The following is a 23039-nucleotide window of genomic DNA, read 5'->3' as shown; positions in this document are numbered from 1 at the left end:
CGTTGTGCTCCTGTTTTGCCCGACGTGTCAAACGTCGTTGCGGCGGGGGCTCAAGCCACCTCGCGCCAAATTCTTCAATGATTTGTACTGTGCATGGGGTTGTTTTCGCGTTTTTGTTTTGAGGGCTGCCTACTCCGCCGCTTTTTCCCTGAGCCGCTGCGCGTAGACGTTGATGACCAGCGCCGCGAGCAGGATCAGGCCGCGGATCAGGATCTTCAGGAAGCTGTCGATGTTGACGTGGTCGAGGCCGTTATTCAGGACGCCGAGAACGAAGAGCCCGACGATGGTGTTGCCGATGCCGCCGCGGCCGCCGAACAGGCTGGTGCCGCCGACGACGACGGCGGCGATGGAGTCGAGCAGATAGGTGTCGAACTCGTTCTGCTGCGCGCTGCCGAAATGGGCGACGCCGAGCATGCCGCCGATCCCCGAGCACACCGCGGAGATCACCATCACGGCGCCGAGGATGAGCTTGACGTTGAGGCCGGAATATTCGGCCGCCTCGCGATTGCCGCCGACCATGTAGACGTAGCGGCCGAAGCGCGTGTAGGTCAGTACCAGATGGCCGCCGAGCAGCATGATGGCCGCGACGATGACGATCCAGGGGATGCCGCCGATCGAGCCCGAGCCGAGCGTGGTGATCAGGCCGGGCACTTTGTAGGCGATCTGGCCGCGTACCAGCAGCGCCGAGACGCCGGCCGCGATCTGCATCATCGCCAGCGTCATGATGAAGGAGGGGATACCGATCACGGTCAGGCCGAGCGCATTGACGAGGCCGAGCAGCGCGCAGAGCAGGATCGACAGGATGATCGCGACCGCGCCGGGCAGGGGGATGTTGGCGATGTTGACGTAGGATTCCTGCAGCGTGAAGTAGGCGACGGCGATGCCGGTGACGTTGGCGATGCTGGCGACCGAGAGGTCGATCTCCGCGCAGAGGATCACGAAGGTGAGGCCGACCGCGATGATGCCTGTCACCGACACCTGCGTCAGGATGTTGCCGAGATTGTCCAGCGTCGCGAAGGAGGGGCTGGCAAAGGCGAAGAAGGCGGAGAGGAAGATCAGGGTGAGGAACGGCGCGATGTTGCGCATCTGCGAGCGCAGGAAGGGCGCAACGCCGCGCGGCCGCCGACCCGCCGCCAAAGCCGTCTCACTGCTCGCCATGGTGCTTCTCCGTCACGCCGCTTCCAGCAGGCGGTCCTTGCTGACCGGCTCGTTCCTGAATTCCCGCACCAATGCCCCGCGCTTGAGCACGAGGATGCGGTCGGCCAGCGACAGCACCGTTTCCGGCTCGGTCGACAGCACGATGACCGCGAGCCCCTTGGCGCGGAGATCGCGGACGATGTTGATGACGTCGTTCTTGGCGCCGACATCCATGCCCCGGGTCGGCTCGCACAGCACCAGCAGCTTCGGCGGATAGGTCAGCCATTTTGCCAGCGCGACCTTCTGCTGGTTGCCGCCGGAGAGCATGCCGAGGTCGAGACCGACCACAGGCGGCCTGATCTGCAGCTGCTCGACCTGGCGCTTGGCGATGTCGCGCTCCTGTGCCGGCTTGAGCAGCAGCGACGAGATGCGGTCCAGGATGCTGATCGAGATGTTCTTGTAGACCGGCTCCTGGTGAAACAGCATGGCGCGCCGGCTCTCCGGCACCAGCGCCACGCCGGCGCGCCGCGCCGCCGCCGTGCTGGCGAAGGTTTTTGGCTTGCCCTCGACGGCGAGCGTGCCGCCGTCCGGCTTCAGCTTGCCGAACAGGATGCGCGACAGCTCCTGCTGGCCGCAGCCCATGAACCCGTAGATGCCGAGCACCTCGCCGGCGCGCGCTTCGAAGGAGATGTCCTTCAGGCTGCGGGCCAGCGACAATTGGTCGACCTTCAGGACCACGGAGCTGTCGCTCGGCCGTGGCAGCACGAGGTCATCGGTGTAGCTGTGCTCGAGCGCTTCGCCGCCGCGGCCGATCATGGCCTCGATCAGCGCGCCCTTGCTGGTCGCAGTCGCGGCCGTCTCGGCGACCTTCCGCCCGTTGCGGAACACGGTCACCGTGTCAGACACAAGCAGGATGTCCTCGATGAAATGCGAGATGAAGACGATTGCAGTGCCTTCCTCGCGCAGCCGCCGCAGCGTCGCGAACAGGCGCTCGACTTCGGGCGGGGAGAGGGCGGAGGTCGGCTCGTCCAGGATGACGATGCGCGCGCCGGAGAACAACACGCGGGCGATCTCGATCAGTTGCTGCAGCCCGATCGGGAGGTCGCCGAGCCTGGACATCGGATCGACGTCGATGCCGAAACGGGCGAGCTGCTCGCCGGCCTCGCGCGCCATGCGCCGCCACTGCACGAGGCCGAACCGGTTGGTCGGCTGGTTGCCCAGGAATACGTTCTCGGCGACCGTGAGATCGGGTGCGACGCTGAGCTCCTGATGCACCATGGCGATACCGGCCGCGTGTGCATCGCGGGCCGAGCGGAAATGCGTCTCCTTCCCGTCGATCAGGAAGCGGCCGGAGAATTCGCTGTGCACGCCGGCGATGATCTTCATCAGCGTGCTTTTGCCGGCGCCGTTCTCGCCGACGAGACCGTGGATCTCACCGGGTGAAAGCGCGAAGTCGACACCACGAAGCGCCTCGACGCCGCCGAAGCTCTTCGTGATGCCTTGCAGTTCCAGGATGGGCGAACGAACCTCAGGCATGGAGGCTCAGATCAGGAAGTGATCCTGCATCCACTGCATCCCAGCGGCGTTGGCCTTGGTCACGACCGGGCCGTCGGTGACGACGTTCTTGGGAATGCCCTGTCCGCTCTTCTCGCCGCCGACCACGGCGGAAACGCCCGCGATGATCGCGCCGCCATGGATGCGGCAGGACGGATTGCGCACGGTCGCGAACATACGGCCCTCGCTCACCGCCTGGATCGCCGGTGGCATCGCGTCGACGCCGCCGATCAGGATGTTGGTGCGATTGCGCGCCTTCATGATGTTGGCGGCGGCGAGCGCCATGTCGTCATTGTGGAAGAACGCCGCGTCGATCTGCGGATATTTGGTCAGATAGGTTTCCCAGAGGCGCGCGGTTTTCGACACGTCCCAGTCGGCAGGCTGGGTGTCGAGCACCTCGATGTTCGGGAACTGCTTGACGACGGTGTTGAAGCCCTTCGCCCGGCCTTGCGCCCCCGTATGGCCGAGCGCGCCTTGCGTCATGATGATCTTGCCTTTGCCGCCCATGGCGTTGCACAGCGCCTGCGTCACCGAGGCGCCCATGAACTCGTTGTCGGGGGCAAGGAAAGAGTGGACGTTGATCTGGTCGAGCGGGGCAATCAGCGTGTCCATGTCGATCACCGGCGTGCCGGCATCGATCATCTTCTGCACGGGCTGGGTGAGGGTGCCGATACCGAAGGCCTGGATCGCGACGAAGTCCCACTTTTGCGAGGCCATGTTGTCGATCGCCGCGCGCTGCTTCACCGCATCGAGCTGGCCATCGAACCAGGTCACCTCGACATTGAACAGCTTGCCCCAGAATTCCGCCGCCTGCTTGCCCTGGGCGCACCAGGTGGCCTGGAGGCCCGCATTGGAGAAGGCCGCCTTCAGCGGCTTCTCGGATCGTCCGACCTCGGCTGCAAGGGCGGGGTTTATGCCCATGCTGCCGAGAAGGGCAGTCGCGGCGCCGGCGGTCGCCGCCGCCTGAAGAAGATCGCGCCTCGTCGTCGAGAAATCTTTCGTCCCGGACATCGCTCGCTCCCATAAAATTTTCGTCGGCGCGTCATTGATTGCGCGACCGATGTTCGAAAGTCTCTCACAAGAGTTCCTGCCACTCAATCTGCAATCGATCGCGAGATCGCCGCAGCTCGTGTTGGTGCAGCGCAAAGCGTCAGGCCGGAATAGTGGCGAAGGCGTCGATCTCGACGAGCAGCTGGTCCCAGGCCTGTGCGATTTCCGGCGACCATTCGTCGCCGAGGAGGTCGTGCAGCGCATCCCTCATGACGGCGAAGAACGCGATGAACAGCTCGCGCGGGGTGCCGTAGCCATCGTGCGAGGCGACCTCGCAGGCGATCAGCCTGAAATGGCCCCGACGCTCACCGGCGAAGTCGAGGATCGCCTCGATCGTCAGCGCAAGCATCGATCCCATCACCAGCTCGCTGCCCTGCGAGCGGAACATGGTCTGCGTTTCGGGATGCTGTTCGAACAGCCGTTGGTAGACGAGTGGCGTGAGATCCGCGCAACGCGAGGCTGCGAGTTCGAAGCTGTTTTCGATTGGATTAGAGGGAGCGCTCATCGGCATCGAAGCCATGCGGGCAAAAGAAGCCTTGCGGGCAAAAAAAGAGCGGGGCCCTAGCCCCGCTCGAAAATTGTGTCGACCCTATTATCCCCGATTCTAAGATTTGCTCTTGATTGACGGGGCGACGCTGCGTTTTGCGCGCCAGGGGCTCCTCCCGAGACTTGGACCACCAGACTTCGACCTCGCGGCCAGCCTGAGCAAGAGGGATGCTAGATCAACTTTTCTCACTTGTCATCATTTTCGGCAACGATTGTTCAAAATTAGAGCAGCTGACGAAATGATCGGGCTGTTTGCCCCGTAAGCATATGACAAATATAAGAAATCTGTGGACGAGGCGGGTTGCCGGACTGCCTCAAATGCCGGACGTCCCATCCCGTGGGGCGGCAGGAGCACAGTTTTCGAGAAATTTGCGCTGCGCCAAGAAGCCGGCGGAACTGACCTCGACTCAGGTCTTGGCGAGGTGTTTAGTTCGTAGGCAAACGAATGGCTCAGCGGATGCGCGCACGGCTGCAAAAATTCCTACCCCTGGTCCTGCTCGCTTTGGCGATGCAGGTGCTGGCGCCGATTGCCGCCTGTCTGGCGGCCGGCCAGGCCGTGGCCGATCCGTTGTCTGCCGGCGTCATCTGCCACAGCGCCAGCGAGCAGGGCGGTCTGAACGACCAGACCGGCGCGCCGACCGCACATGGCGCCGCGTGCGCGCTGTGCTGCCTGGCGCAGGCAGGCGCATCGCTCGATTCGCCGCCGCACGTTGCACTCGCCATTCCCTTCCGCCACGCCGCGCGCGTGGTGTGGCATGCGGCGGATGTATCCGCCGTCGCGATCCATAAGGGCACAAGCGCCCAGGCGCGCGCACCACCTCAATTTTCCTGACGACCCTCGTGATTGCCGCGGTCCGTCCGCTGGCGATCGATGCTGTCGAATGGCCGGAGAGAAAGCCGGCGTCAGGAATGCCCCATGTTACGTTGTCATGTCCGCCGTGGCGTGAGCGCCGTCGCGGTTCAGGCCGCGCTGCTTGCGTCGTTGAGCGGAGTCTTTGCCCAAAGCACGAACACGGAGCTGCCGGCGGTTACCGTTGAGGCGCCGCAGACTGGCCGTGCCAAACCAGTCACCCGGCCTTCGCGGCCGCGATCCGCTTCGGCCGGCCGCGCAGCGAGGCCCGTTACGCCGCGTGCGAGCGTCGGCGCGTCGGCCCCAAACCGGGCCGTGACGGCCAGCGCTGCGCGAGCCGGTCTCAATCAGGCGCCAACCGGCCAGACCGAGACGACCATCTATCGCAGCCAGTTCGACAACCGGCCGGCGGTTACCGTGGCCGACGTGCTGCGCGAGAGCCCCGGCATATCGGTGAAGCAGGGCAACGGACCCCGCGATATCGGTATCTCGATCCGCGGCTCCAACGCCCGCAACGGCTTCGGCATCCGCAATCTCGTGATCTTCGACGACGGCTTCCCGGTCACGCAACCGGACGGGCTGTCCCGCAGTGACCTGATCGATCCGCGCGCCTATGCGGCGATCGACGTCATTCGCGGCCCTTCGTCGGCGCTCTACGGGAACTACGCGACCGGCGGCGCGCTCAATTTCCGGACACGGCCCGGCGGCACGATCGACGGCGTCGAATATGGCGTCGACGGCGGCAGCTACGGCTATCTCAACAATTATCTCGCGGCCGGCAAAAAGGTCGGGAACTTCGAGGGCTCGCTGTTCGCAAGCGACACGCGAGGCGACGGCTATATCGGCAATAGCTGGTTCAACACGCAGACCGTCAACTTCCTCGGAACGCTCAAGGCGACGCCGGACGATCGTTTCACGGTCAAGATCATCAACAACGACCTCAGCGCGCGGTTGCCGATCCGGCAGTCGCTGAACCAGTACTATCAAAACCCTTTCCAGCAGGGCTGTGCGACCGGCGTCTCGGCCGCTGCCGGATGCGGCACGGTCACACTGTTCAACAACGGCTTCAATGCAACCGCTGGAACCGACAAGGAGACGGCCGTGCAGGCCGGGCTTGGCCGCAACGACCGCCGCACCATCGTCGGCGGCCGCTGGGAGCACGATTTCGACAACACCACGACCTGGCGCAACCAGTTCGTGTTCGACGACAGGAACATCAATCAGCCGACCGGCACGACCAGCGCGATCGGAGATTTTCCCTCGTACAATTTCATGAGCGACGTCACCAAGCGGGGCGAGATTCTCGGCCTGGAATCGACCACGTTCTTCGGTGCCTTCTACAACACCCTGACGGCCTCGAGCGACACGCGGAACGTCATGCCGGGAGGAAACGCGACGCTCGGCAGTCTGTCGAGCAATCTTTATAGCCAGACGACCAATTACGGCGTTCGCGCGCGGGAAGAGCTCAAGCTGACGACATCCTTGACGGCTGTCGCAGGCATCGGCTGGGAAACTACCGTTCTCAAGGGGATCAACACTGCGTATGCGTACGCTGGCCCCACCGGCATTACCACGACGACGCTGACGACCGCGGACAGGCAATTCCAGAACACTGCGCCTGAACTAGCGTTGCTCTATACGGTGAACAACGAGTGGGTGCTCAGGGGGCGGGTTGCTACGGGGTACGGCACTCCGCAGGTTTCGAACCTGTTTGTCCTGCCGAGTGGGCTGTCGGGCAACAATACCCAGCTCCAGGCTCAGAAAAATCTGGGCTACGACCTCGGTTTCGACTGGACACCGAACAACACGCTCAAAGTCAGCGCGACGGGCTTCTACGAGTTCTTCCGCGACGAACTTGTATCGCAGGCAACACCTGTCAATTCACCTAACGCGAGCTACACGTTCAACGCGCCGCGCTCGGAGCATCGCGGCATCGAGCTTGCGGCCGATTGGAAGTTCTATCCGGGCTGGCGGTTCATGGCGGCCTACACCTACCTCGACGAGGTCTACACGGAGTATGTCGAGAACATCACCAATGGTGCGGTCTTCAGCTTCAACCGGGCCGGCAACAAGATCCCCGGCATCTCGCCCAACGAGCTGACAGCCCGGGTCGGCTACGACGAGTTTGCCGGGCCACTGGCAGGTCTCGGTGGCTTCGTGGAAGTCCAGTGGAAGGACTCCTTCTACATGGACAATGCAAATCTGTTGAAGGCGCCGGGTTATGAGCTGGTCAATTTGAACGTCCACTACAAGACCGATCTGGTGTCCGACACGTTCAGATCCGTGAACCTGTTCCTCGAAGTCAGGAATGTTTTCGACCGTACCTACGTCGCGTCGGCAAACAACATCGCCAATACGGTGACGGCGGCCGGCCTTCAAAATCCTGCGAGCGTGCTCGCAAACACGACGGGATCGATCTACGCGGGCTCGCCGCGCCTGTTCGTTGCGGGTATGAAGGTGGCATTCAGATGATCCGGGCTCTCGAAGGGAATAGGGCCATGGTCCGAAGTGGCTTGCTTGGGATAATCGCTCTTGCATTCCTGCAAGGTGCGGCGCTCGCGCAAATGCACGGTCAGCATGCCTCCGAAGCGGCGTGTGAGGAGCTGACGTTGCGCTGCGCAACCAAGGTGACGCCCGCATTCGGACCGGACGGAACGCTGTGGCTGGTCTGGATGGCGGGCGGGCAGGTCTCGGTTGCGAGTTCACCGGATGCGGGTCGCAGCTTCTCGGCGCCCACCCAGGTCACGACGAAGCGGCTGAACCTTGATTGGGGGCCGGACGCCCGGCCCAAGATAGTGGTCGACCGCAAGGGCGGCATCGCGCTCGCATTCTCGATCTTCAGGGATGAGGCTTTCAACGGCCAAGTGCTCTACACACGCTCGGCCGATGGCGGAAAGAGCTTTGCGGAGCTGAGGCCCATCACCGCCAACAATGAGAGCCAGCGCTTTGAGGCGCTGGCGCTCGATCAGGACGGAACGGTCTTTGCGGCATGGCTGGACAAGCGCAATCGCGTTCCCGCGAAGGAGGCGGGACGGAAGTACGAGGGAGCGGGGCTGTTCTTCGCCTCGTCGCGCGATGGCGGCCGCACCTACGCGGAGGCGAAGCTTGCGCGTGACAACACCTGCGAATGCTGCCGGTTGGGGCTGACATTCGCGGCGCCCGGGCGTCCGGCCGTGATCTTCAGAAATATCTTCGAGGGCGGCGTGCGTGATCACGCGGTCATGACCTTCGCCGACGTCTCGACGCCGGGGGAAATCCATCGGGTCAGCAATGACGACTGGCAGATCAACGCCTGCCCGCATCACGGACCGAGCCTCACCGTTGCGCCGAACGGGACCTATCACGTCGCCTGGTACACGAACGGCAAGGCGCGCAAGGGACTGTTCTACGCCCACTCGCGCGACGAAGGCCGCACCTTCTCTGCGCCCATGGCGCTGGGGCAGCCGGGCCGCAATCCGACGCGTCCTTACGTGCTCGCAAGTGCTGTGGGAACGGTGATGGTCTGGAAGGAGTTCGACGGCGAGAAGACCTCGGTCCAGATGATGATTTCCCGCGACGATGGCGAGAGCTGGTCGCCGCCGAAGACGATATCGAGCACGACCGACACATCCGATCATCCCTTGCTCGTTTCCAATGGCGAACAGGTCTATTTGTCATGGATGACGAAAGCGGACGGCTATCGGCTCACAGCAATCGAGGACCAGCCATGAGACGTCGATTTGCAGGCATTCTGGGTCTGGGTCTCCTGATCGCGTCAACGGCTATGCTGGGAGCAGCGCCGGCCCTGAAACCGTTCGAGCGCGGCACCTGGCAAGGCGTCCTTAGGGGTCATGCGGGCCGCCCGACGCTCGTGCATTTCTGGGGCGTGACCTGCGGGCCCTGCAAGGTCGAGCTGCCGTTGCTCGGGCAGTTTGCGAAGGACCATCCCGGGATCGACGTGGTCACGATCAGCGCCGATCTCGTGCCGAATCTGCCGGCGGCAACGCAGTCGATGCTTGACAAGGCGGGGCTGTCGTCGACCGAGAACTTCATCTTCAATGACGGTTTTGTCGAGCGTTTGAGGTTCGAGATCGACCCCGCCTGGCAGGGCGACATTCCCCGGACCATGCTCATCTCCCGGGACGGGACAATCACGACGATCGAAGGCTCGGCCCAGATGGCCGATCTCGAAAAATGGTCGGGCCAACAGCTCGCCACACACTGAAATTCAATCTGCAAACGGGAATACCGATATGAAGACCATGTTGAAAGATGTGCTGCTCGCAGCGTTCGCTCTCGCGCTCTGTGCAGCACCAGCGGCGGCCGAGGACGTCAAGGCCGGCGATCTCGTCATCTCGCAGGCCTGGAGCCGGGCGACGCCGGGCGGCGCCAAGGTCGCCGGCGGCTATCTCACCATCGAGAACAAGGGGACAACGGCGGACAGGCTGGTCAGCGTTTCCGCCGACATCGCGGGGAAGACCGAGGTCCATGAGATGGCGATGGACAACGGTGTGATGAAGATGCGTCCGCTCGACAAGGGGCTCGTGATCGATGCCGGCAAGACGGTGAAGCTCGCGCCCGGCGGCAATCATCTGATGCTCCAGGAGCTGAAGGGGCCGTTCAAGCAGGGTGACAAGGTACCGGTGACGCTGGAGTTCGAGAAGGCCGGCAAGGTCGCCGTCTCCCTCGACGTCCAGGGCGTCGGTGCGCAGGCGCCCGGCGACGGCGGGCACATGATGAAGAAAATGCCGGATCATTCGGGAATGAAGATGTGATGAAACAGATCAAGTCTCCGATGACCTCGCGTCGATCCCTCACAGGCCTCGCGCTCGCAATGGCTGCGTTGCTGTCGGTTGCCGCGACACCGCTTGCGGCGGCGACGGACGACGACAGCTTCTTCACGCACCTGCACACCGAGAAGGCGATGGCCAACGTCACGGTCTCGCCGGGGCGCGCCGGCCCGGTCGAGATCGCCATCCAGCTCGAAACCACGGACGAGACGCCGCTCGCGGCGAGAGCCGTGTCGGTGACGCTCGTGGACACGCAGTCCGGGCGGAAGCTCGCGCCGGTCGAGGCTTCGCGCGACGGCGAGGACAGCTGGCACGTGAAGGTCGCGCAATTGACGCCCGGACGCTGGATGCTAGGCCTCGGAATTTCGATCTCCGAGGCCGATCATGTCAGCGTGGAATCGCCGATCCTGATTAAATGACGATGTCGAAGGGGCACTAACATGTCGAAGAAATCCTGCCTGTTCCTGATCGCCGCGCTGGCCGCGTCGCCTGCATCGGCGCATATCACGCTCGAGACCAAGCAGGCGACGGTTGGTTCCTACTATAAGGCCGTCTTCGCCGTGCCGCACGGCTGCGCGGGTTCGCCCACGGTGAAGATCAGGGTGCAGATTCCGGAAGGCGTGATTGCGGTGAAGCCGATGCCGAAGGCGGGCTGGAGCGTCGATGTCGTCGAAGGCAAGTACGCCAATGAATACGACTATCACGGCAACAAGCTTGCCTCCGGCGTCAGGGAGGTGGCCTGGTCCGGCGGCAAGCTGCCGGATCACAATTACGACGAGTTCGTCATCAGTAGCTTCCTGACCAACAGCCTGAAGCCGAACACGACGCTGTATTTCCCTGTCGTCCAGGAGTGCGAGACCGGCGTCAGCCGCTGGATCGAGATCCCGGCGGACGGGGAAGGGCATTCGCATGAGGGCAAATCGCCAGCACCGGGCGTGAAGCTCCTGCCAAAGCCCTGATGCGTCTGCTCGCCGCGCTCGCAACACTCTTCTGCGTTGTCGGATTCACGACTGGCGCGTCTGCACATGCGGCGCTCGTCGCAGTCGAGCCGGCAAGCGGCAGCATGCTTGCGAGCGCGCCGAAGGCGGTGGAGCTGCGCTTCAACGAGGCGGTAACGCCGGGCGCAATCCAATTGATCGACGGCGCCGGCAGGGCGAGGGACGATGCGCACGTCAGCGCGTCTGGCGAAACGATCTCGGTCTCGATGCCGCCAGACCTGCCGCAGGGCACTGCGGTCGTCAGCTATCGCGTGATCTCGCAGGACGGCCATCCCGTCGCGGGATCGGTGATCTTCTCGATCGGCATGCCGACGGGGACGCAACCTCCCGCCAATGCGGATCGCGGGTTGAACGTGCTGATCTGGTTGGCGCGCGTCGGTCTGTATCTCGGGCTGTTCGTCGGTGTCGGAGGCGTGTTCTTTGCGCGCTGGGTTGCGTGGTCGACGACGGGCATGACCGTTCCACGCGTAGCGCTCGCCATCGGCATTCCGAGCGCCGCTGTCTCTCTCGGGGTGTTAGGCCTGGATCTTCTCGGGCTGCCGCCAGCGGCTCTCGCGACGGCCGCCCCCTGGAAAGTCGCGTTCGCGACCAGTGCCGGCCCCGCGCTGCTGGTTGCGATTGCTGCGATGCTGTTCGCGTTGATGGCGCTGCGCAGCGCATGGTACGCGCGCGCTCTTGCGATCATCGCGCTGGTCGGCGTCGGCCTGTCGCTTGCCATGACCGGGCACGCCGCAACGGCCCCGCCGGAGGCTTTGACCCGGCCGGCGATCTTTCTCCACGGCCTCGGCGTCACCATCTGGATCGGTGCTCTCGCGCCGCTGGTCGCGCTGGTGTCGAAGCCGACGACTGCGACGCTCCCCGTCGTGAACCGCTTTTCCCGCATCGCTGCGCTGGCGGTCGGCGTGCTGGCCTTGACCGGCCTCGCACTCGCGATCGTTCAGCTCGAAAAGCCGGTCGCGCTGGTCGAGACCCGCTACGGACTCATCCTCTCGATCAAGCTTGCATTGGTCACGGGATTACTGGCGCTCGCCGCGCTCAATCGGTTCAGGCTGACACCGGCCCTGGCCCGCGACGAGAATGGGACGCCCGCGCTCAAGCGCTCGATCCTGCTGGAAGGCGCGATCGCACTCGCCATCCTTGCCGTCGTCGCCGGCTGGCGCTTCACCCCACCGCCGCGGACGATCATTCCCGAGACGCCGCTAGCGATCCACATCCACAGCGACAAGGCGATGTTCCAGGTGCTGGTCTCGCCGGGCAAGGCCGGGCTCGACGATTTCGTGCTTCAGCTCATGACCGGCGAGGCCACGCCGCTGATCGCGAAGGAGGTGACGCTGACCCTGAGCCTGCCTGAACGTGGTATCGAGCCGATGGAACGGGGCGCCTCGCTCGAGCCGGACGGCTACTGGCATGTGCGCAAGGTCGAGCTTCCCTTTGCGGGGCGGTGGCATGTGCGGATCGACGCGCTGGTGACCGATTTCGAGAAGGTCACGCTGGAGGACGAACTCGATCTGGGGCTGCCTTAAAGCGCGCCGGTACGGTTCATGCTGAACCTGAAGGCAACGGAAAAATGACAGGAATTCCGCCGCCTTAGCGGCTTTTCCTCATTCCCGGTCTTGTGTTTTCGCTCCCAATCCGCTTTCACTGCAGGCGATCACTGATTCCCAGAGTATTGCCATGCGGTTGTCGCGATTCTTTCTGCCCATTCTGAAGGAAAATCCGAAAGAGGCGGAGATCGTCTCGCATCGGCTGATGCTGCGCGCCGGCATGATCCGGCAGGAGGCGGCCGGCATCTATGCCTGGCTGCCGCTCGGCTTCCGCGTGCTGAAGAAGATCGAGCAGATCGTGCGCGAGGAGCAGGACCGCTCCGGCGCGCTGGAACTGTTGATGCCGACGCTCCAGCTCGCCGACCTCTGGCGCGAGAGCGGCCGTTACGACGCCTACGGCCCGGAAATGCTGCGCATCGCCGACCGCCACAAGCGCGAGCTCCTGTACGGGCCGACCAACGAGGAAATGATCACCGAGATCTTCCGCGCCTACGTCAAGTCCTACAAGAACCTGCCGCTGAATCTCTATCATATCCAATGGAAATTCCGCGACGAGCAGCGTCCGCGTTTCGGCGTGATGCGCGGCCGCGAATTCCTGATGAAGGACGCTTACTCCTTCGACCTCAACGAGGCCGCAGCGCGCGTCGCCTACAACAAGATGTTCGTCGCCTATCTGCGCACCTTCGCGCGAATGGGGCTGAAGGCGATCCCGATGCGCGCCGAGACCGGCCCGATCGGCGGCGATCTCAGCCACGAGTTCATCGTACTTGCAGAGACCGGTGAATCCGGCGTTTTCATCAATCGCGACGTGCTGGACCTGCCGGTGCCGGGCGAGGACGTCGACTATGACAGCGACCTGACGCCGATCATCAAGCAATGGACCTCGGTCTATGCGGCGACGGAAGACGTGCACGACGCCGCGCGCTTCGAGCAGGAAGTGCCTGCGGACAAGCGGGTGAACACCCGCGGCATCGAGGTCGGGCAGATCTTCTATTTCGGCACGAAGTATTCCGACGCGATGAAGGCACTGGTTGCGGGCCCCGACGGTGTCGATGTGCCGATCCATGGCGGCTCCTACGGCGTCGGCGTCTCGCGCCTGCTGGGCGCCATCATCGAGGCCTGCCATGACGATGCCGGCATCAAATGGCCGGAGGCGGTGGCCCCCTTCCGCGTGTCGATTCTCAACCTCAAGCAGGGCGATGCCGCGGTCGATGCGGCCTGCGAGAAGCTCTACGCCGAGCTCACCGCCAAGGGCGTCGACGTGCTCTACGACGACACCGACCAGCGCGCCGGCGCCAAATTCGCCGCCGCCGACCTGATCGGCATCCCCTGGCAGATCATGATCGGGCCGAAGAGCCTCGCCGAGGGCAAGGTCGAGATCAAGAAGCGCAGTGACGGCTCGCGCGAGACGATGTCGCCTGCGGACGCGGTCGCCCGGCTGGTCGGCTGAATATTGTTCATCGCGCGATATCGCGGCCGCCAATCCGGCCACAATTGACCCCGAATTATGGGATTATCGAGCGATGGATGAGACCATGACCGAGACCAAGCAAACCGCGCCTTTTGCGCCATTCGAGTGGATGCTGTCGGCGCGCTATCTGCGGGCGCGCCGCAAGGAGGGATTCATCTCGGTCATCGCCGGGTTCTCCTTCCTCGGCATCATGCTCGGCGTGGCGACGCTGATCATCGTCATGGCGGTCATGAACGGCTTCCGCAAGGAGCTGCTCGACAAGATTTTGGGCCTCAACGGCCACATCCTGGTGCAGCCGCTGGAATCGCCGCTGACCGATTGGAAGGACGTCGCCGACCGCCTCAGCCAGGTCCAGGGCATCCGGCTCGCAGCGCCCGTGGTCGACGGCCAGGCGTTGGCGTCCTCGCCGTGGAACGCCTCGGGCGTCCTGGTGCGCGGCATCCGCTCCGATGACCTCAACAACCTCACCTCGATCGCCAAGAACATCAAGCAAGGCTCGCTCGAGGGCTTTGACGACGGGCAGGGGGTCGCGATCGGCCGCCGCCTCGCCGACCAGCTGTCGTTGCATGCCGGTGACAGCGTGACGTTGGTGGCGCCGAAGGGCGCAGTCACCCCGATGGGCACGACGCCGCGCATCAAGCCCTACAAGATCGTGGCGGTGTTCGAGATCGGCATGTCCGAATACGATCTCGGCTTCGTGTTCATGCCACTGGCTGAAGCTCAGGCCTATTTCAACCGCAGCAACGACGTCACCTCGATCGAGGTGTTCACCACCAACCCCGACAAGATCGACGCCTTCCGCAAGGCGGTGACGGAGGCTGCGGGCCGGCCGGTGTTCCTGGTCGACTGGCGGCAGCGTAACTCGACCTTCTTCAACGCGCTCCAGGTCGAGCGCAACGTGATGTTCCTGATCCTGACCATGATCGTGCTGGTCGCCGCGCTCAACATCGTCTCCGGCCTGATCATGCTGGTGAAGGACAAGGGCAGCGACATCGCGATCCTGCGCACGATGGGCGCCTCGCAAGGCTCGATCATGCGCGTCTTCCTGATCACGGGCGCCTCGATCGGCGTGGTCGGCACCTTGGTCGGCTTCTTCGTCGGCCTCGTCATCTGCCTCAACATCGAGTCCATCAGGCAATTCCTGTCCTGGCTGACCAGCACCGAGCTGTTCTCGCCGGAGCTCTACTTCCTGTCGAAGCTGCCCGCCGAGATCGACGTCGGCGAGACCACGGCGGTCGTCATCATGGCGCTGACGCTGTCGTTCCTTGCGACGCTGTACCCGTCGTGGCGCGCCGCGCGCCTCGATCCCGTCGAAGCGCTGCGGTACGAGTGAGGGGCTGATGGAGAGCCAGCAGGGGGCGGAAGATGTACCGGTCATTTATCTCCACGAGATAAAGCGGCAGTACTTGCAGGGCGAGGTGCCGCTGACGATCCTCGACAACGCCAAGCTCGCGCTGTGGGCCGGGCAATCGGTCGCGCTGGTCGCACCGTCGGGCTCGGGCAAATCGACGTTGCTGCACATCGCGGGGCTGCTTGAAGCGCCCGATTCCGGCGAGGTCTACGTCAACGGCGCGCCGACCTCGCAGCTCCCCGACATCGAGCGTACCCAGCTCCGCCGCACCGATATCGGCTTCGTCTACCAGTCGCACCGGCTGCTGCCGGAGTTCTCGGCGCTCGAGAACGTGATGATGCCGCAGATGATCCGCGGCCTGAAGAAGTCGGAGAGCGTCAAGCGCGCCAAGGAGATCCTTGGCTATCTCGGCCTCGGCGACCGCATCACCCATCGGCCCGCGGAACTGTCGGGCGGCGAGCAGCAGCGCGTCGCGATTGCGCGCGCGGTCGCCAACGCGCCGCGCGTGCTGTTCGCGGACGAGCCGACCGGCAACCTCGATCCGCACACGGCCGACCACGTCTTCCAGGCGTTGATGCAGCTGGTCAAGGCGACCAAGGTCTCCATGCTGATCGCGACCCACAACATGGAGCTTGCCGGCCGCATGGACCGGCGCGTGTCGCTGTCGAACGGCCAGGTCGTCGAGCTCGAATAATAAAAACTGCGAAAACAACCCCATGCACAGTAGCCGGCCTTGGCCGGCTACGATCGGGGTGACGCCTTCCAACCATTTGGCATGTCGGGCCTATCGGCTGCGACGGCGCATCGCCGCAGCGGAGGGGCCGTTACGGCCTGATCACCGTCAATTTGAACGGTCCCGCATTGGCTGCGGCGTGTTCCACCGCCTCGTTGACGTGGTCGAGGTCGAACGCCGTCGCCTCGTACTCGTCCAGCCGTAACAATCCCGCGCGCGCCAGGGCGATCAGGCGGCTCGCCGCATCCGGCGGATACATCCAGACGCCGTGGATGCTGATGCAGTTGCGCATGATCCAGGGGTAGGGCAGATCGAGGCCCGCGCCGCCCGCCATGCCGACGCCGCCCATCAGCACGACGCGGCCGTAAGCGCGCACCGTCATGATCGCCGCGCGTACGACGGTCGTGCTGACCGAGGGTGGCATGATGTCGAACACGCAGTCGATCGGTCCCGGTGCGGCGCGCTTCATGCTTTCGCAGTCGTCGCTCTCGTTGCCGGTGAGTTTCACCGGCTTCACCCGATCGCCGAAGCGGCGGACGAGGTCGGCCAAAATCCTGTCGTTGCGACCCGGCGCGACCACGCAGGCCGCGCCCATCGCGAGCGCGACGGAGACGGCGGCGCTGCCGAAATTGCCGGTGGCGCCGCTCACCAGCACGGTCTCGCCGGGTTGAAGGTTGGCGGCGAGAAAGCCGCCATAGGGCACCAGCGCCGTCCCCAGCGCGCACCATTGCGAGGCTTCCGCGGACGTGATCGCGCCAAGCCGCTTCACATTCTCGGTCGGCACGCGCATCCGCTCGGCATAGGAGCCGTGGCGAAAATGCCGTTGCAGGCGCATACCGCCGGGGCCGGCGGCCGTGAGCCCTTGCAGGGCGATATCGGGCGCCACGATGTCATCGCGCGAACGCACCGTCGGGTCGCAGAACAACCAGTCGCCAACGGCGAGCTTGGTCGCGTCCGGGCCGATCGCGCGCACCCGGCCGATGCCGCCGGGACCCGGGATGATCGGCAGGTCGAGCGCGTAGTTTCGTTCGCCGCTGAAAACCTCGTTCATGTAGGACAGGACGCGCGTGGCGACGACGTCGACGATGACCTCGCCGGTGCCGAGCACCGGCTCCGGCACATTCTCGATCACCAGCGGCGATCCGAAGGATTTGAGTACGGCAGCTTTCATGATGTTCACCTCAAAGTCTGGTGAAAGGGCATATGCGCCGCCTTGGAAGGGCCAGGAAGGCCTGGTATTATCCTAGTATCACGAAGGCCCTCCATCGGAGCGCAACATCATGGCCGATCCGCGCCGCATCGAATTCGGCGACTTCCTGCGGTCCCGCCGCGAAAAGCTGACGCCGAAGACGGTCGGGCTTCCGGCGGGCAGCCGCCGGCGCACCGCGGGCCTGCGCCGCGAGGAGGTCGCCCTGCTCGCCGGCATCGGTGTCGACTGGTACATCCGCCTCGAGCAGGGCCGCACCGTCAGCCCCTCGATCACCACCGTCGATGCGTTGGCGCGCGCACTTCGCCTCAGCAAGACCGAGCACGCGCACCTGAAGGCCCTGGCGCGCGACGGCGACAGGCGCACCTTCACGCGCGAGATCGTGCCGCCGCCGATCCTGCGGCTGATCGAGAGCCTGCCGCATCCGGCCTATATCACCGGGCGGCGCTGGGACGTGCTGGCCTGGAACGAGGCCGCCGAGCAGGTCTTTGCGTTCGGCCGGTTGCCGGAGGAGGATCGCAACACGATGCTCCTGATGATGACCAACAAGCAGACGCGCAAGGCTTACGGCGCGGGCTGGGCGGAGGTCGCCAAGCGCATGGTCGCGATGTTTCGCGCCACCCACGACGTCTGGGCCGGCGATCCCGCCTTTGCGGAGTTGCTGACACGGCTGCGGCAGGGCAGCCCGGAATTCGTCAAATGGTGGGAAGCCCACGAGATACCCAGCACCGCCTCGGGCCTCAAGACGATGTCTCATCCAACTCTGGGCGTGCTCCATTTCGAGCACACGAGTTTTCAGGCCAACGACGATCCCGCGCTGAAGCTCGTGATCTATACGCCGGTCGGGGCGTAGAACGCCGTCCCAGATCGGGAAGGCCACCGGCATATGTCCGGCGGCCTCCGCGCTTATTGTGGTTTGCGGGGCGGCGCCCCGACTAGAGATCGATGCTGACGGCGATATTACGGCCCTGCAGTTCGGCAATCTTCATTCCATCAGCCTGCAGCTGCGCGAACTCCGGGTCCTTTGCCACGGCCTCCTGCACCTTGCCGTAGACTTCCCAATTGGAGTAGCGCGTCGTAACCAGCAACTCTCCTGCCCAGTGACCGGTGTGGAAACGGGAGAGCCGAAGAAACTCGGCACCGTGTTTTTCAAAGATTTTCTTCGCCTGCCGGATGATCTGGACCGTTTCCTCGACCTTGTCGGTTTTGAAGCGAGTAAATTGAACGATCGGCATGGGCTACCTCCTTAGCTGTGTAAACTGTCCAAGAGGCATGTATCGAGCGACGTTTGAGGAGCGAACCTCCCGTTCGATCTCGATGAAGGTTCGTCTTCGGCGGCGTCATCCTGGTTCAGGTTTCGCAAGCGGAATCATCTCTGCCCTTTCTTGGGCGCTTTAAATTCGCCGCGCGTGCCTTGCCCGGCCGGGCTCCCTTGGCATTGTCATTGCTGCCGGCCAACGGTTTCACTATCGACCCGCTTGATGGCGGGTGGATTCCACACGCCGGTCAATGCCTCCGACTTTGGCGCATAAAGACGCATGGTGAGGTTGAACGGGCTTTTGGGCGCGGGCAGCCAGTTGGCTTCGCGATCGCCGCCCGGATTGTCATTCTGGACGTAGAGCGTGAGCGATCCGTCGGCGTCGCGCTTGAACGGCATCCAGCTGCTCACCGCAAAGCGATTGAGTGGATTGGCAACCTGGAAGCCTTCATCGTCATACAGGGTGATTGACCAGAATGCCTCGACCGGCGGGACCGCGTCCTTGGCAAAGCGGACGATGTATTTGTTTGCGCCGTCGAGCGGCTTGCCGTTTTCATCGCCAACACTGTTCGGGTAGATCGCGTCCTCCGGCAGATTCGCGCCGAGTCCGAGCTGCGCGACGATCGCGCGCTTCAAGTAGTAGTTCCCGTAAACGCCCATCGTGTCCGTGTTCATGGACCAGTGATTTGCGACGCGCGCCAGCGTTGGGATTTTCCATGCCATCAGTTTTTGCGCCTGAGCCGGCGCATCCTCGATAGCTTTCCGTACCGTCGCATCGGCTTTGGTCATATCGAAGTTCTTGCCCGGTTCGAGCCCTATCCGCGCCATGCGCGCGATGATCGGCTCATCTGTGATGTGTGGCGGGTGGACCTTGGATAGCTCCGCCGCATAGGCAAAAAACTTATCGCCTGCCATCGTGTCGACTTGCAGCTTCGGCGGCGTCTTGAGGTCAACGTTGGGATCGATGGTCTGTGTCACGACGACCGGGGGCTTACCCCACCCAGATAGCGGTGTGATCTTGTACCCCTTCTGCACCTCGTGAACCGGAGCATAGTCGGCAGGACCATCGGTCTTGGTGCGGCCGATGATCCAGACATAAGGCGTCGGCGCGTCGATACGTGCGAAGCCCGCCGGCACGTTTCCGTTCCAGCCCGGCGGCACGACCAGGAAATTCGCTGCCTTGGTGCCTGTCGTACGCCATCCCGGCGACGCGAACACATCCGTCCACATGTCGAGCATCGGCAGCAGGTAGTAGCGGCCACCGGTATCAGGAACCGAAACGACCATGGGTTCGCGGGTCAGGTCGAGCCAGGCGCTCGAATACAGCGTGTCGAAATTGGGCCGCACCACCGCCTTCATGTCTGCGGTCGGGTAGGCCTGGATATTGTCGAACGTGTTGGGAGGGCCGCCTATTGCCGCAGTTTTGGGATCGGAATTGATGAGCTGCTTGCGCGTCAGGTCCATCGTCACGAGCGGATAGAAGTAAACATAGGCCTCCGCAGCGATCGCTTGTGCCTCTTCCGCAGAAATCGCTTGAGCGGCGCTCGGGGTCGATGTCGACACGATGAGACTCAAACCCGACAGGATCGCAGCAAGCGACAACAGATGCTTTTGCATAAGGGTTCTCCTGAAATTCGCTGCATTGGCCGAGTGGGGCGATGTAGTGCCGCCACTGCGGGTGTTTTCCTATTTCCCTCCAACTCAGGCAAAGGAGGATGAGCCAGCTAAGCGGCGAAGCGCCGCGTTCTGGTTGATCTAGATCAAGGGAGTCCGCCGACGGGTCACGAGCGGCGTTGCTCTGACGGATCGCTGCGCTCCGCTTGGCCCTCAAAAGCTGACGCCAGGCGATCGTGAACCGACGTCCGAGACCGGCGTTTAGATGACGAGCTTCAGCGCCGGATCGTCATTGGATTGCAACCTCGTGTGCTCGAAATGGAGCAGCCCTTCATCCGATGATTCATCGTCTTGAGGTCGGACGCTGATGATGTGAGCCCATCTGCCGAGAATAGCTCGATGAATGCTCCGGCGTCTGCGCGCGGCCGATTGTGATAGGCACAGGGGTCGTCACGTTGCCCGGTTAAGTACGGAGTGGCGATGCGGGCGAGGGCGCGGCCGACGGACGCGCGACGGCGCGATCGGGCGATTGTCGTCGATGAGCTTGCGGCGAACAGTCGCGGCTTGTGACCCATGACAAACGTCTGCGGCCTCGGAGTGGTGTTCGCGGCGAAGCGCGATCGAGTGATCGCAATGCACGCTGGTGGGCGGAGTTGCTGATTGTACCGAGGGACTCGTGGTGCTACGTTTGAACACGTCATTCCGTTTTCGGTTTGATGCGACGGGCGATCGGGCTTACGGACCGCCGCCCGTTCATTTGAAATTGTAATAGTTGAGCCAATAGCTCCCCGCCTCCGGCCCCCCTTTTGAGTTCGGTCGGGCGATGTTTTTCATTGGCCTCCGTTCTTCCCATTGACTCGGAGGCGGGTTCTTTTCAGTTGAATTTTGCAACAAGTCGATATTCGACATGTGCATTCTGACAAGCCAAGCGGATCGCGCCGCACCACATCACCATCCGAACGCGAGATGGGGCAGCCATTGCTTGATGGTTGCGTTGCTCTGTGCCGCTTCCTTGTTTCAGTTCGCGCCCAGGGCGTGGGGACAATGCTCGGCGCGCGACGTGCTACAGAATTAACTGAAACTCGGCAAGGTTCGTGCAGTTGATTTGCCGCAAAAACTCATCGCGTCCGTCCGCGACGTTCCGACATGGAAGACGATTGCGGTCGGCACTTTTGGCAACTCCGTTGCGTTGCGCGATGCATTGGATGCGGTCGGCTGCAACATCGGCGGGCTGGCCGCGGAAGTTCTCGCTCGACCGGCCTTTACGGTCAGTTCCAACAAGATGGACGTGGAGCTTGTGGCGGTATCCGCGGTCCAGCTCGGCTTCAAGACCGATAGCGTGCCTCTGGCCGTCATTTACGCACGGGCCCGACAACTCGGCTTTGAACTTGCGGCAGCGGAGGTCGGTCCGCAATTGCGTCTTCAGTATCTCGATCAGCCCATGGGTGAATTCCTCATCGTGGGAATGCAGCCGATCAAGACGTGGAGCGGAGAGCCCGTGGTTCTCAACGTGGCAAATGGCGGAGCCGGATTGATCCTGATCGGCCAGGACGGCCGAGATGACGCTGAAATACCGGCGACCTCCCGTTTTCTCTTCGTGCGGGCGCCTGACCTTAGCGGCGGAATCGCGGCCGCTCTGCTGCCACCATGAAGACGAACAACCAAGTTTCGAGCAGCGCTGACAGCGGAGAAAAATCCTTGCGTCAGATCAAGAGAGACTTCCTGTCCGTGGAGAACAACGAGGCTGCGGGCTCAAATGCAGCGGCATCGGGAGTTCAAGGGGGATGGAGGCAAGCCTGGTCTCAAGTCTCGTCTGGAGCGGCGTCAACAGTAGGGAGTGACATTATGCGCGGATTTGGAGCTGTATGTATCTCGCTGTTACTATCGGCAATTCCTGCGACTGCGTCAGATCAAAATCTCAAGGAGGAAATTGGAAAGATAGGTTCAGCATACGAGCGGTACTTCAGCAACAAGGATCCCGCTGGGATTACTTCGCTCTATACCAAGAACTATATGCGAGTGACTGAAGACGGCGTAGTGGACAATACCAGGTACTATGAGAACGCTTTCAAGGCGGGAGTTAGTCGCCTCGAGGTCAAGATGACCGAGGTTCAGTCATTGTCAGAAAGCATGGCTCTGGTCACCGGCGAGTCTCGCGTTACCGGCAACAGCGAGACAGGCGCTCCCATAGACTTCACCGTTGTTTGGACCGCTCTCGATGTTCGTGAGGATGGGCAATGGAAGATTCGCATGCTCACGTCGGTCCCCAAACCGCCGCCGCCCCAGCCGCAGCAGGCCGCAAAGTAACTCAAGGCATAGCCTTCTCCGCCCGCAATCGTTCTCTGCACCACCTCAAAGGGAGTCAGCGATGGCCATTTTGCGCGCAAACCTCGCATTGCTTTCAGTCGCATCAGTTCTGGCAACGACGAGTGTCCAGGCTCAGAGCATGCCGCCGGAGGGCCCCGTCTCGGTCATATTCACCGCGACGCCGATTCCTGCTCTCAAGCCGATGCCGATCGGCGGCGGTAGAGAGTTTGTTCTCATGAACCAGGCCATGGCAGCCTCAAACGAGGCGGGAAATCCTGTACTCAACAACATGGGTGGACGTTGTCAGCTCAGCCGCCTGACGGATCCTTCGGCGAAGACCGCCGAGCTTCACGGGTTCTGTACTTACGTCGACAAGGACGGCGACCAGTTGATCGAGCAATGCGATTGGTTGCCCGCATCCCCCAACAATTGCAACATAACGGGTGGGACCGGCAAATTCGAGGGTCTCCAGGCCGCGCTCGTCGTCACCATCGACCCTCTCAAGAGCAACTTCGATGGCATCAGTCAGGTCATTGGCCACAAGAAGGGGACGTACAAGTTCGTCAAGACGAACTAGGCTCGTCCGCTGAATTCCAGCAACGGCGGACGGCCTCGATTGCTGCAGTTCGGGATGCCAAGGCAGCAACGTC

22 protein-coding genes are annotated in these 23039 nt (G+C 63.1%); 15 read left to right on the top strand and 7 right to left on the bottom strand.

What is annotated here, in order from left to right; all coding sequences use genetic code 11:
- Nucleotides 1-129 precede the first annotated feature (129 nt).
- From J4G43_RS29435 to J4G43_RS29420, 4 genes are all read right to left on the bottom strand, one after another.
- A complete protein-coding gene (locus tag J4G43_RS29435; protein ID WP_208087118.1) occupies nt 130-1158 on the bottom strand; it encodes an ABC transporter permease in 1029 nt (342 codons plus the stop codon).
- 12 nt (nt 1159-1170) lie between these two features.
- On the bottom strand, nt 1171-2673 hold the full coding sequence (locus J4G43_RS29430; protein ID WP_208087117.1) for a sugar ABC transporter ATP-binding protein: 1503 nt from the start codon (nt 2671-2673) through the stop codon (nt 1171-1173).
- 6 nt (nt 2674-2679) lie between these two features.
- Nucleotides 2680-3702, bottom strand: a complete 1023-nt coding sequence (locus tag J4G43_RS29425) for a sugar ABC transporter substrate-binding protein (protein ID WP_028155964.1) — start codon at nt 3700-3702, stop codon at nt 2680-2682.
- Nucleotides 3703-3841: 139 nt separating this feature from the next.
- A complete protein-coding gene (locus J4G43_RS29420) occupies nt 3842-4246 on the bottom strand; it encodes a globin (protein WP_208087116.1) in 405 nt (134 codons plus the stop codon).
- Between the two features lie 486 nt (nt 4247-4732).
- On the opposite strand from J4G43_RS29420, the gene J4G43_RS29415 reads away from it, so the two are divergent.
- From J4G43_RS29415 to J4G43_RS29365, 11 genes are all read left to right on the top strand, one after another.
- Complete coding sequence (locus tag J4G43_RS29415; protein ID WP_225005187.1) at nt 4733-5119, top strand: DUF2946 domain-containing protein; 387 nt, start codon at nt 4733-4735, stop codon at nt 5117-5119.
- Nucleotides 5120-5203: 84 nt separating this feature from the next.
- On the top strand, nt 5204-7609 hold the full coding sequence (locus J4G43_RS29410; RefSeq protein ID WP_208087115.1) for a TonB-dependent receptor family protein: 2406 nt from the start codon (nt 5204-5206) through the stop codon (nt 7607-7609).
- Between the two features lie 26 nt (nt 7610-7635).
- The gene (locus J4G43_RS29405; RefSeq protein WP_208087114.1) at nt 7636-8847 is read left to right on the top strand and encodes a sialidase family protein; all 1212 of its coding nucleotides are present in this window, start codon (nt 7636-7638) and stop codon (nt 8845-8847) included.
- A complete protein-coding gene (locus J4G43_RS29400) occupies nt 8844-9341 on the top strand; it encodes a TlpA family protein disulfide reductase (protein WP_208087113.1) in 498 nt (165 codons plus the stop codon). Before J4G43_RS29405 ends, J4G43_RS29400 begins: the two co-directional genes overlap by 4 nt.
- Before the next feature lie 28 nt (nt 9342-9369).
- Entirely contained in the window at nt 9370-9891 is a 522-nt protein-coding gene (locus J4G43_RS29395) for a copper chaperone PCu(A)C (RefSeq protein WP_063983006.1), read from the top strand.
- Entirely contained in the window at nt 9891-10325 is a 435-nt protein-coding gene (locus J4G43_RS29390) for a hypothetical protein (protein ID WP_208087112.1), read from the top strand. Before J4G43_RS29395 ends, J4G43_RS29390 begins: the two co-directional genes overlap by 1 nt.
- 21 nt (nt 10326-10346) lie before the next feature.
- Nucleotides 10347-10865: a YcnI family copper-binding membrane protein gene (locus J4G43_RS29385; RefSeq protein WP_208087111.1), complete on the top strand. Its 519-nt coding sequence runs from the start codon at nt 10347-10349 to the stop codon at nt 10863-10865.
- Entirely contained in the window at nt 10865-12427 is a 1563-nt protein-coding gene (locus J4G43_RS29380; RefSeq protein ID WP_208087110.1) for a copper resistance CopC/CopD family protein, read from the top strand. Before J4G43_RS29385 ends, J4G43_RS29380 begins: the two co-directional genes overlap by 1 nt.
- A 151-nt stretch (nt 12428-12578) precedes the next feature.
- Complete coding sequence (gene proS / locus J4G43_RS29375; RefSeq protein ID WP_208087109.1) at nt 12579-13898, top strand: proline--tRNA ligase; 1320 nt, start codon at nt 12579-12581, stop codon at nt 13896-13898.
- Nucleotides 13899-13971: 73 nt separating this feature from the next.
- Nucleotides 13972-15252 carry a lipoprotein-releasing ABC transporter permease subunit gene (locus tag J4G43_RS29370; RefSeq protein ID WP_014494909.1) on the top strand — a complete coding sequence of 427 codons (1281 nt, stop codon included), beginning with the start codon at nt 13972-13974 and terminating at the stop codon, nt 15250-15252.
- 7 nt (nt 15253-15259) lie between these two features.
- Entirely contained in the window at nt 15260-15964 is a 705-nt protein-coding gene (locus tag J4G43_RS29365) for an ABC transporter ATP-binding protein (protein ID WP_028153958.1), read from the top strand.
- A gap of 130 nt (nt 15965-16094) precedes the next feature.
- Here J4G43_RS29365 and J4G43_RS29360 read toward each other — a convergent pair whose 3' ends face one another.
- The gene (locus J4G43_RS29360) at nt 16095-17174 is read right to left on the bottom strand and encodes a zinc-binding dehydrogenase (RefSeq protein ID WP_208087108.1); all 1080 of its coding nucleotides are present in this window, start codon (nt 17172-17174) and stop codon (nt 16095-16097) included.
- A 109-nt stretch (nt 17175-17283) separates the two neighbouring features.
- Between J4G43_RS29360 and J4G43_RS29355 the strand changes: the two genes are divergently transcribed.
- The gene (locus J4G43_RS29355) at nt 17284-18063 is read left to right on the top strand and encodes a helix-turn-helix transcriptional regulator (protein ID WP_208087107.1); all 780 of its coding nucleotides are present in this window, start codon (nt 17284-17286) and stop codon (nt 18061-18063) included.
- An 82-nt stretch (nt 18064-18145) separates the two neighbouring features.
- On the opposite strand, the gene J4G43_RS29350 is transcribed toward J4G43_RS29355, so the two are convergent.
- Nucleotides 18146-18445 (bottom strand): hypothetical protein, encoded by a 300-nt coding sequence (locus tag J4G43_RS29350; protein WP_063983013.1) that lies wholly within the window; start codon nt 18443-18445, stop codon nt 18146-18148.
- A gap of 206 nt (nt 18446-18651) precedes the next feature.
- Entirely contained in the window at nt 18652-20085 is a 1434-nt protein-coding gene (locus tag J4G43_RS29345) for a DUF1254 domain-containing protein (protein ID WP_208087106.1), read from the bottom strand.
- Nucleotides 20086-21187: 1102 nt separating this feature from the next.
- Here J4G43_RS29345 and J4G43_RS29340 point away from each other — a divergent pair.
- The 3 genes from J4G43_RS29340 (at nt 21188) to J4G43_RS29330 (ending at nt 22966) form a co-directional block, all read left to right on the top strand.
- Complete coding sequence (locus J4G43_RS29340) at nt 21188-21733, top strand: hypothetical protein (protein ID WP_408581368.1); 546 nt, start codon at nt 21188-21190, stop codon at nt 21731-21733.
- A complete protein-coding gene (locus J4G43_RS29335; RefSeq protein WP_225005185.1) occupies nt 21730-22389 on the top strand; it encodes a YybH family protein in 660 nt (219 codons plus the stop codon). Before J4G43_RS29340 ends, J4G43_RS29335 begins: the two co-directional genes overlap by 4 nt.
- A gap of 61 nt (nt 22390-22450) precedes the next feature.
- Nucleotides 22451-22966: a hypothetical protein gene (locus J4G43_RS29330; RefSeq protein ID WP_208087105.1), complete on the top strand. Its 516-nt coding sequence runs from the start codon at nt 22451-22453 to the stop codon at nt 22964-22966.
- The last annotated feature ends 73 nt before the right edge of the window (nt 22967-23039 follow it).

The sequence above is a fragment of the Bradyrhizobium barranii subsp. barranii genome (assembly GCF_017565645.3).
Lineage (GTDB): Bacteria > Pseudomonadota > Alphaproteobacteria > Rhizobiales > Xanthobacteraceae > Bradyrhizobium > Bradyrhizobium barranii.
The sequence above is the reverse complement of the archived record's forward strand: the minus strand, read 5'-3'. Positions and strand labels throughout refer to the sequence as shown.

Bases quoted from the DNA above. Each gene is read 5' to 3' on its own strand.
- J4G43_RS29350 (WP_063983013.1), bottom strand. From the start codon at position 18,445: ATGCCGATCGTTCAATTTACTCGCTTCAAAACCGACAAGGTCGAGGAA.
- J4G43_RS29380 (WP_208087110.1), top strand. From the start codon at position 10,865: ATGCGTCTGCTCGCCGCGCTCGCAACACTCTTCTGCGTTGTCGGATTC.
- J4G43_RS29355 (WP_208087107.1), top strand. From the start codon at position 17,284: ATGGCCGATCCGCGCCGCATCGAATTCGGCGACTTCCTGCGGTCCCGC.
- J4G43_RS29415 (WP_225005187.1), top strand. From the start codon at position 4,733: ATGGCTCAGCGGATGCGCGCACGGCTGCAAAAATTCCTACCCCTGGTC.
- J4G43_RS29405 (WP_208087114.1), top strand. From the start codon at position 7,636: ATGGTCCGAAGTGGCTTGCTTGGGATAATCGCTCTTGCATTCCTGCAA.
- J4G43_RS29395 (WP_063983006.1), top strand. From the start codon at position 9,370: ATGAAGACCATGTTGAAAGATGTGCTGCTCGCAGCGTTCGCTCTCGCG.
- J4G43_RS29390 (WP_208087112.1), top strand. From the start codon at position 9,891: ATGAAACAGATCAAGTCTCCGATGACCTCGCGTCGATCCCTCACAGGC.
- J4G43_RS29430 (WP_208087117.1), bottom strand. From the start codon at position 2,673: ATGCCTGAGGTTCGTTCGCCCATCCTGGAACTGCAAGGCATCACGAAG.
- J4G43_RS29370 (WP_014494909.1), top strand. From the start codon at position 13,972: ATGGATGAGACCATGACCGAGACCAAGCAAACCGCGCCTTTTGCGCCA.
- J4G43_RS29385 (WP_208087111.1), top strand. From the start codon at position 10,347: ATGTCGAAGAAATCCTGCCTGTTCCTGATCGCCGCGCTGGCCGCGTCG.
- J4G43_RS29345 (WP_208087106.1), bottom strand. From the start codon at position 20,085: ATGCAAAAGCATCTGTTGTCGCTTGCTGCGATCCTGTCGGGTTTGAGT.
- J4G43_RS29420 (WP_208087116.1), bottom strand. From the start codon at position 4,246: ATGAGCGCTCCCTCTAATCCAATCGAAAACAGCTTCGAACTCGCAGCC.
- J4G43_RS29435 (WP_208087118.1), bottom strand. From the start codon at position 1,158: ATGGCGAGCAGTGAGACGGCTTTGGCGGCGGGTCGGCGGCCGCGCGGC.
- J4G43_RS29400 (WP_208087113.1), top strand. From the start codon at position 8,844: ATGAGACGTCGATTTGCAGGCATTCTGGGTCTGGGTCTCCTGATCGCG.
- J4G43_RS29410 (WP_208087115.1), top strand. From the start codon at position 5,204: ATGTTACGTTGTCATGTCCGCCGTGGCGTGAGCGCCGTCGCGGTTCAG.
- J4G43_RS29330 (WP_208087105.1), top strand. From the start codon at position 22,451: ATGGCCATTTTGCGCGCAAACCTCGCATTGCTTTCAGTCGCATCAGTT.
- J4G43_RS29425 (WP_028155964.1), bottom strand. From the start codon at position 3,702: ATGTCCGGGACGAAAGATTTCTCGACGACGAGGCGCGATCTTCTTCAG.
- J4G43_RS29365 (WP_028153958.1), top strand. From the start codon at position 15,260: ATGGAGAGCCAGCAGGGGGCGGAAGATGTACCGGTCATTTATCTCCAC.
- proS (WP_208087109.1), top strand. From the start codon at position 12,579: ATGCGGTTGTCGCGATTCTTTCTGCCCATTCTGAAGGAAAATCCGAAA.
- J4G43_RS29360 (WP_208087108.1), bottom strand. From the start codon at position 17,174: ATGAAAGCTGCCGTACTCAAATCCTTCGGATCGCCGCTGGTGATCGAG.
- J4G43_RS29335 (WP_225005185.1), top strand. From the start codon at position 21,730: ATGAAGACGAACAACCAAGTTTCGAGCAGCGCTGACAGCGGAGAAAAA.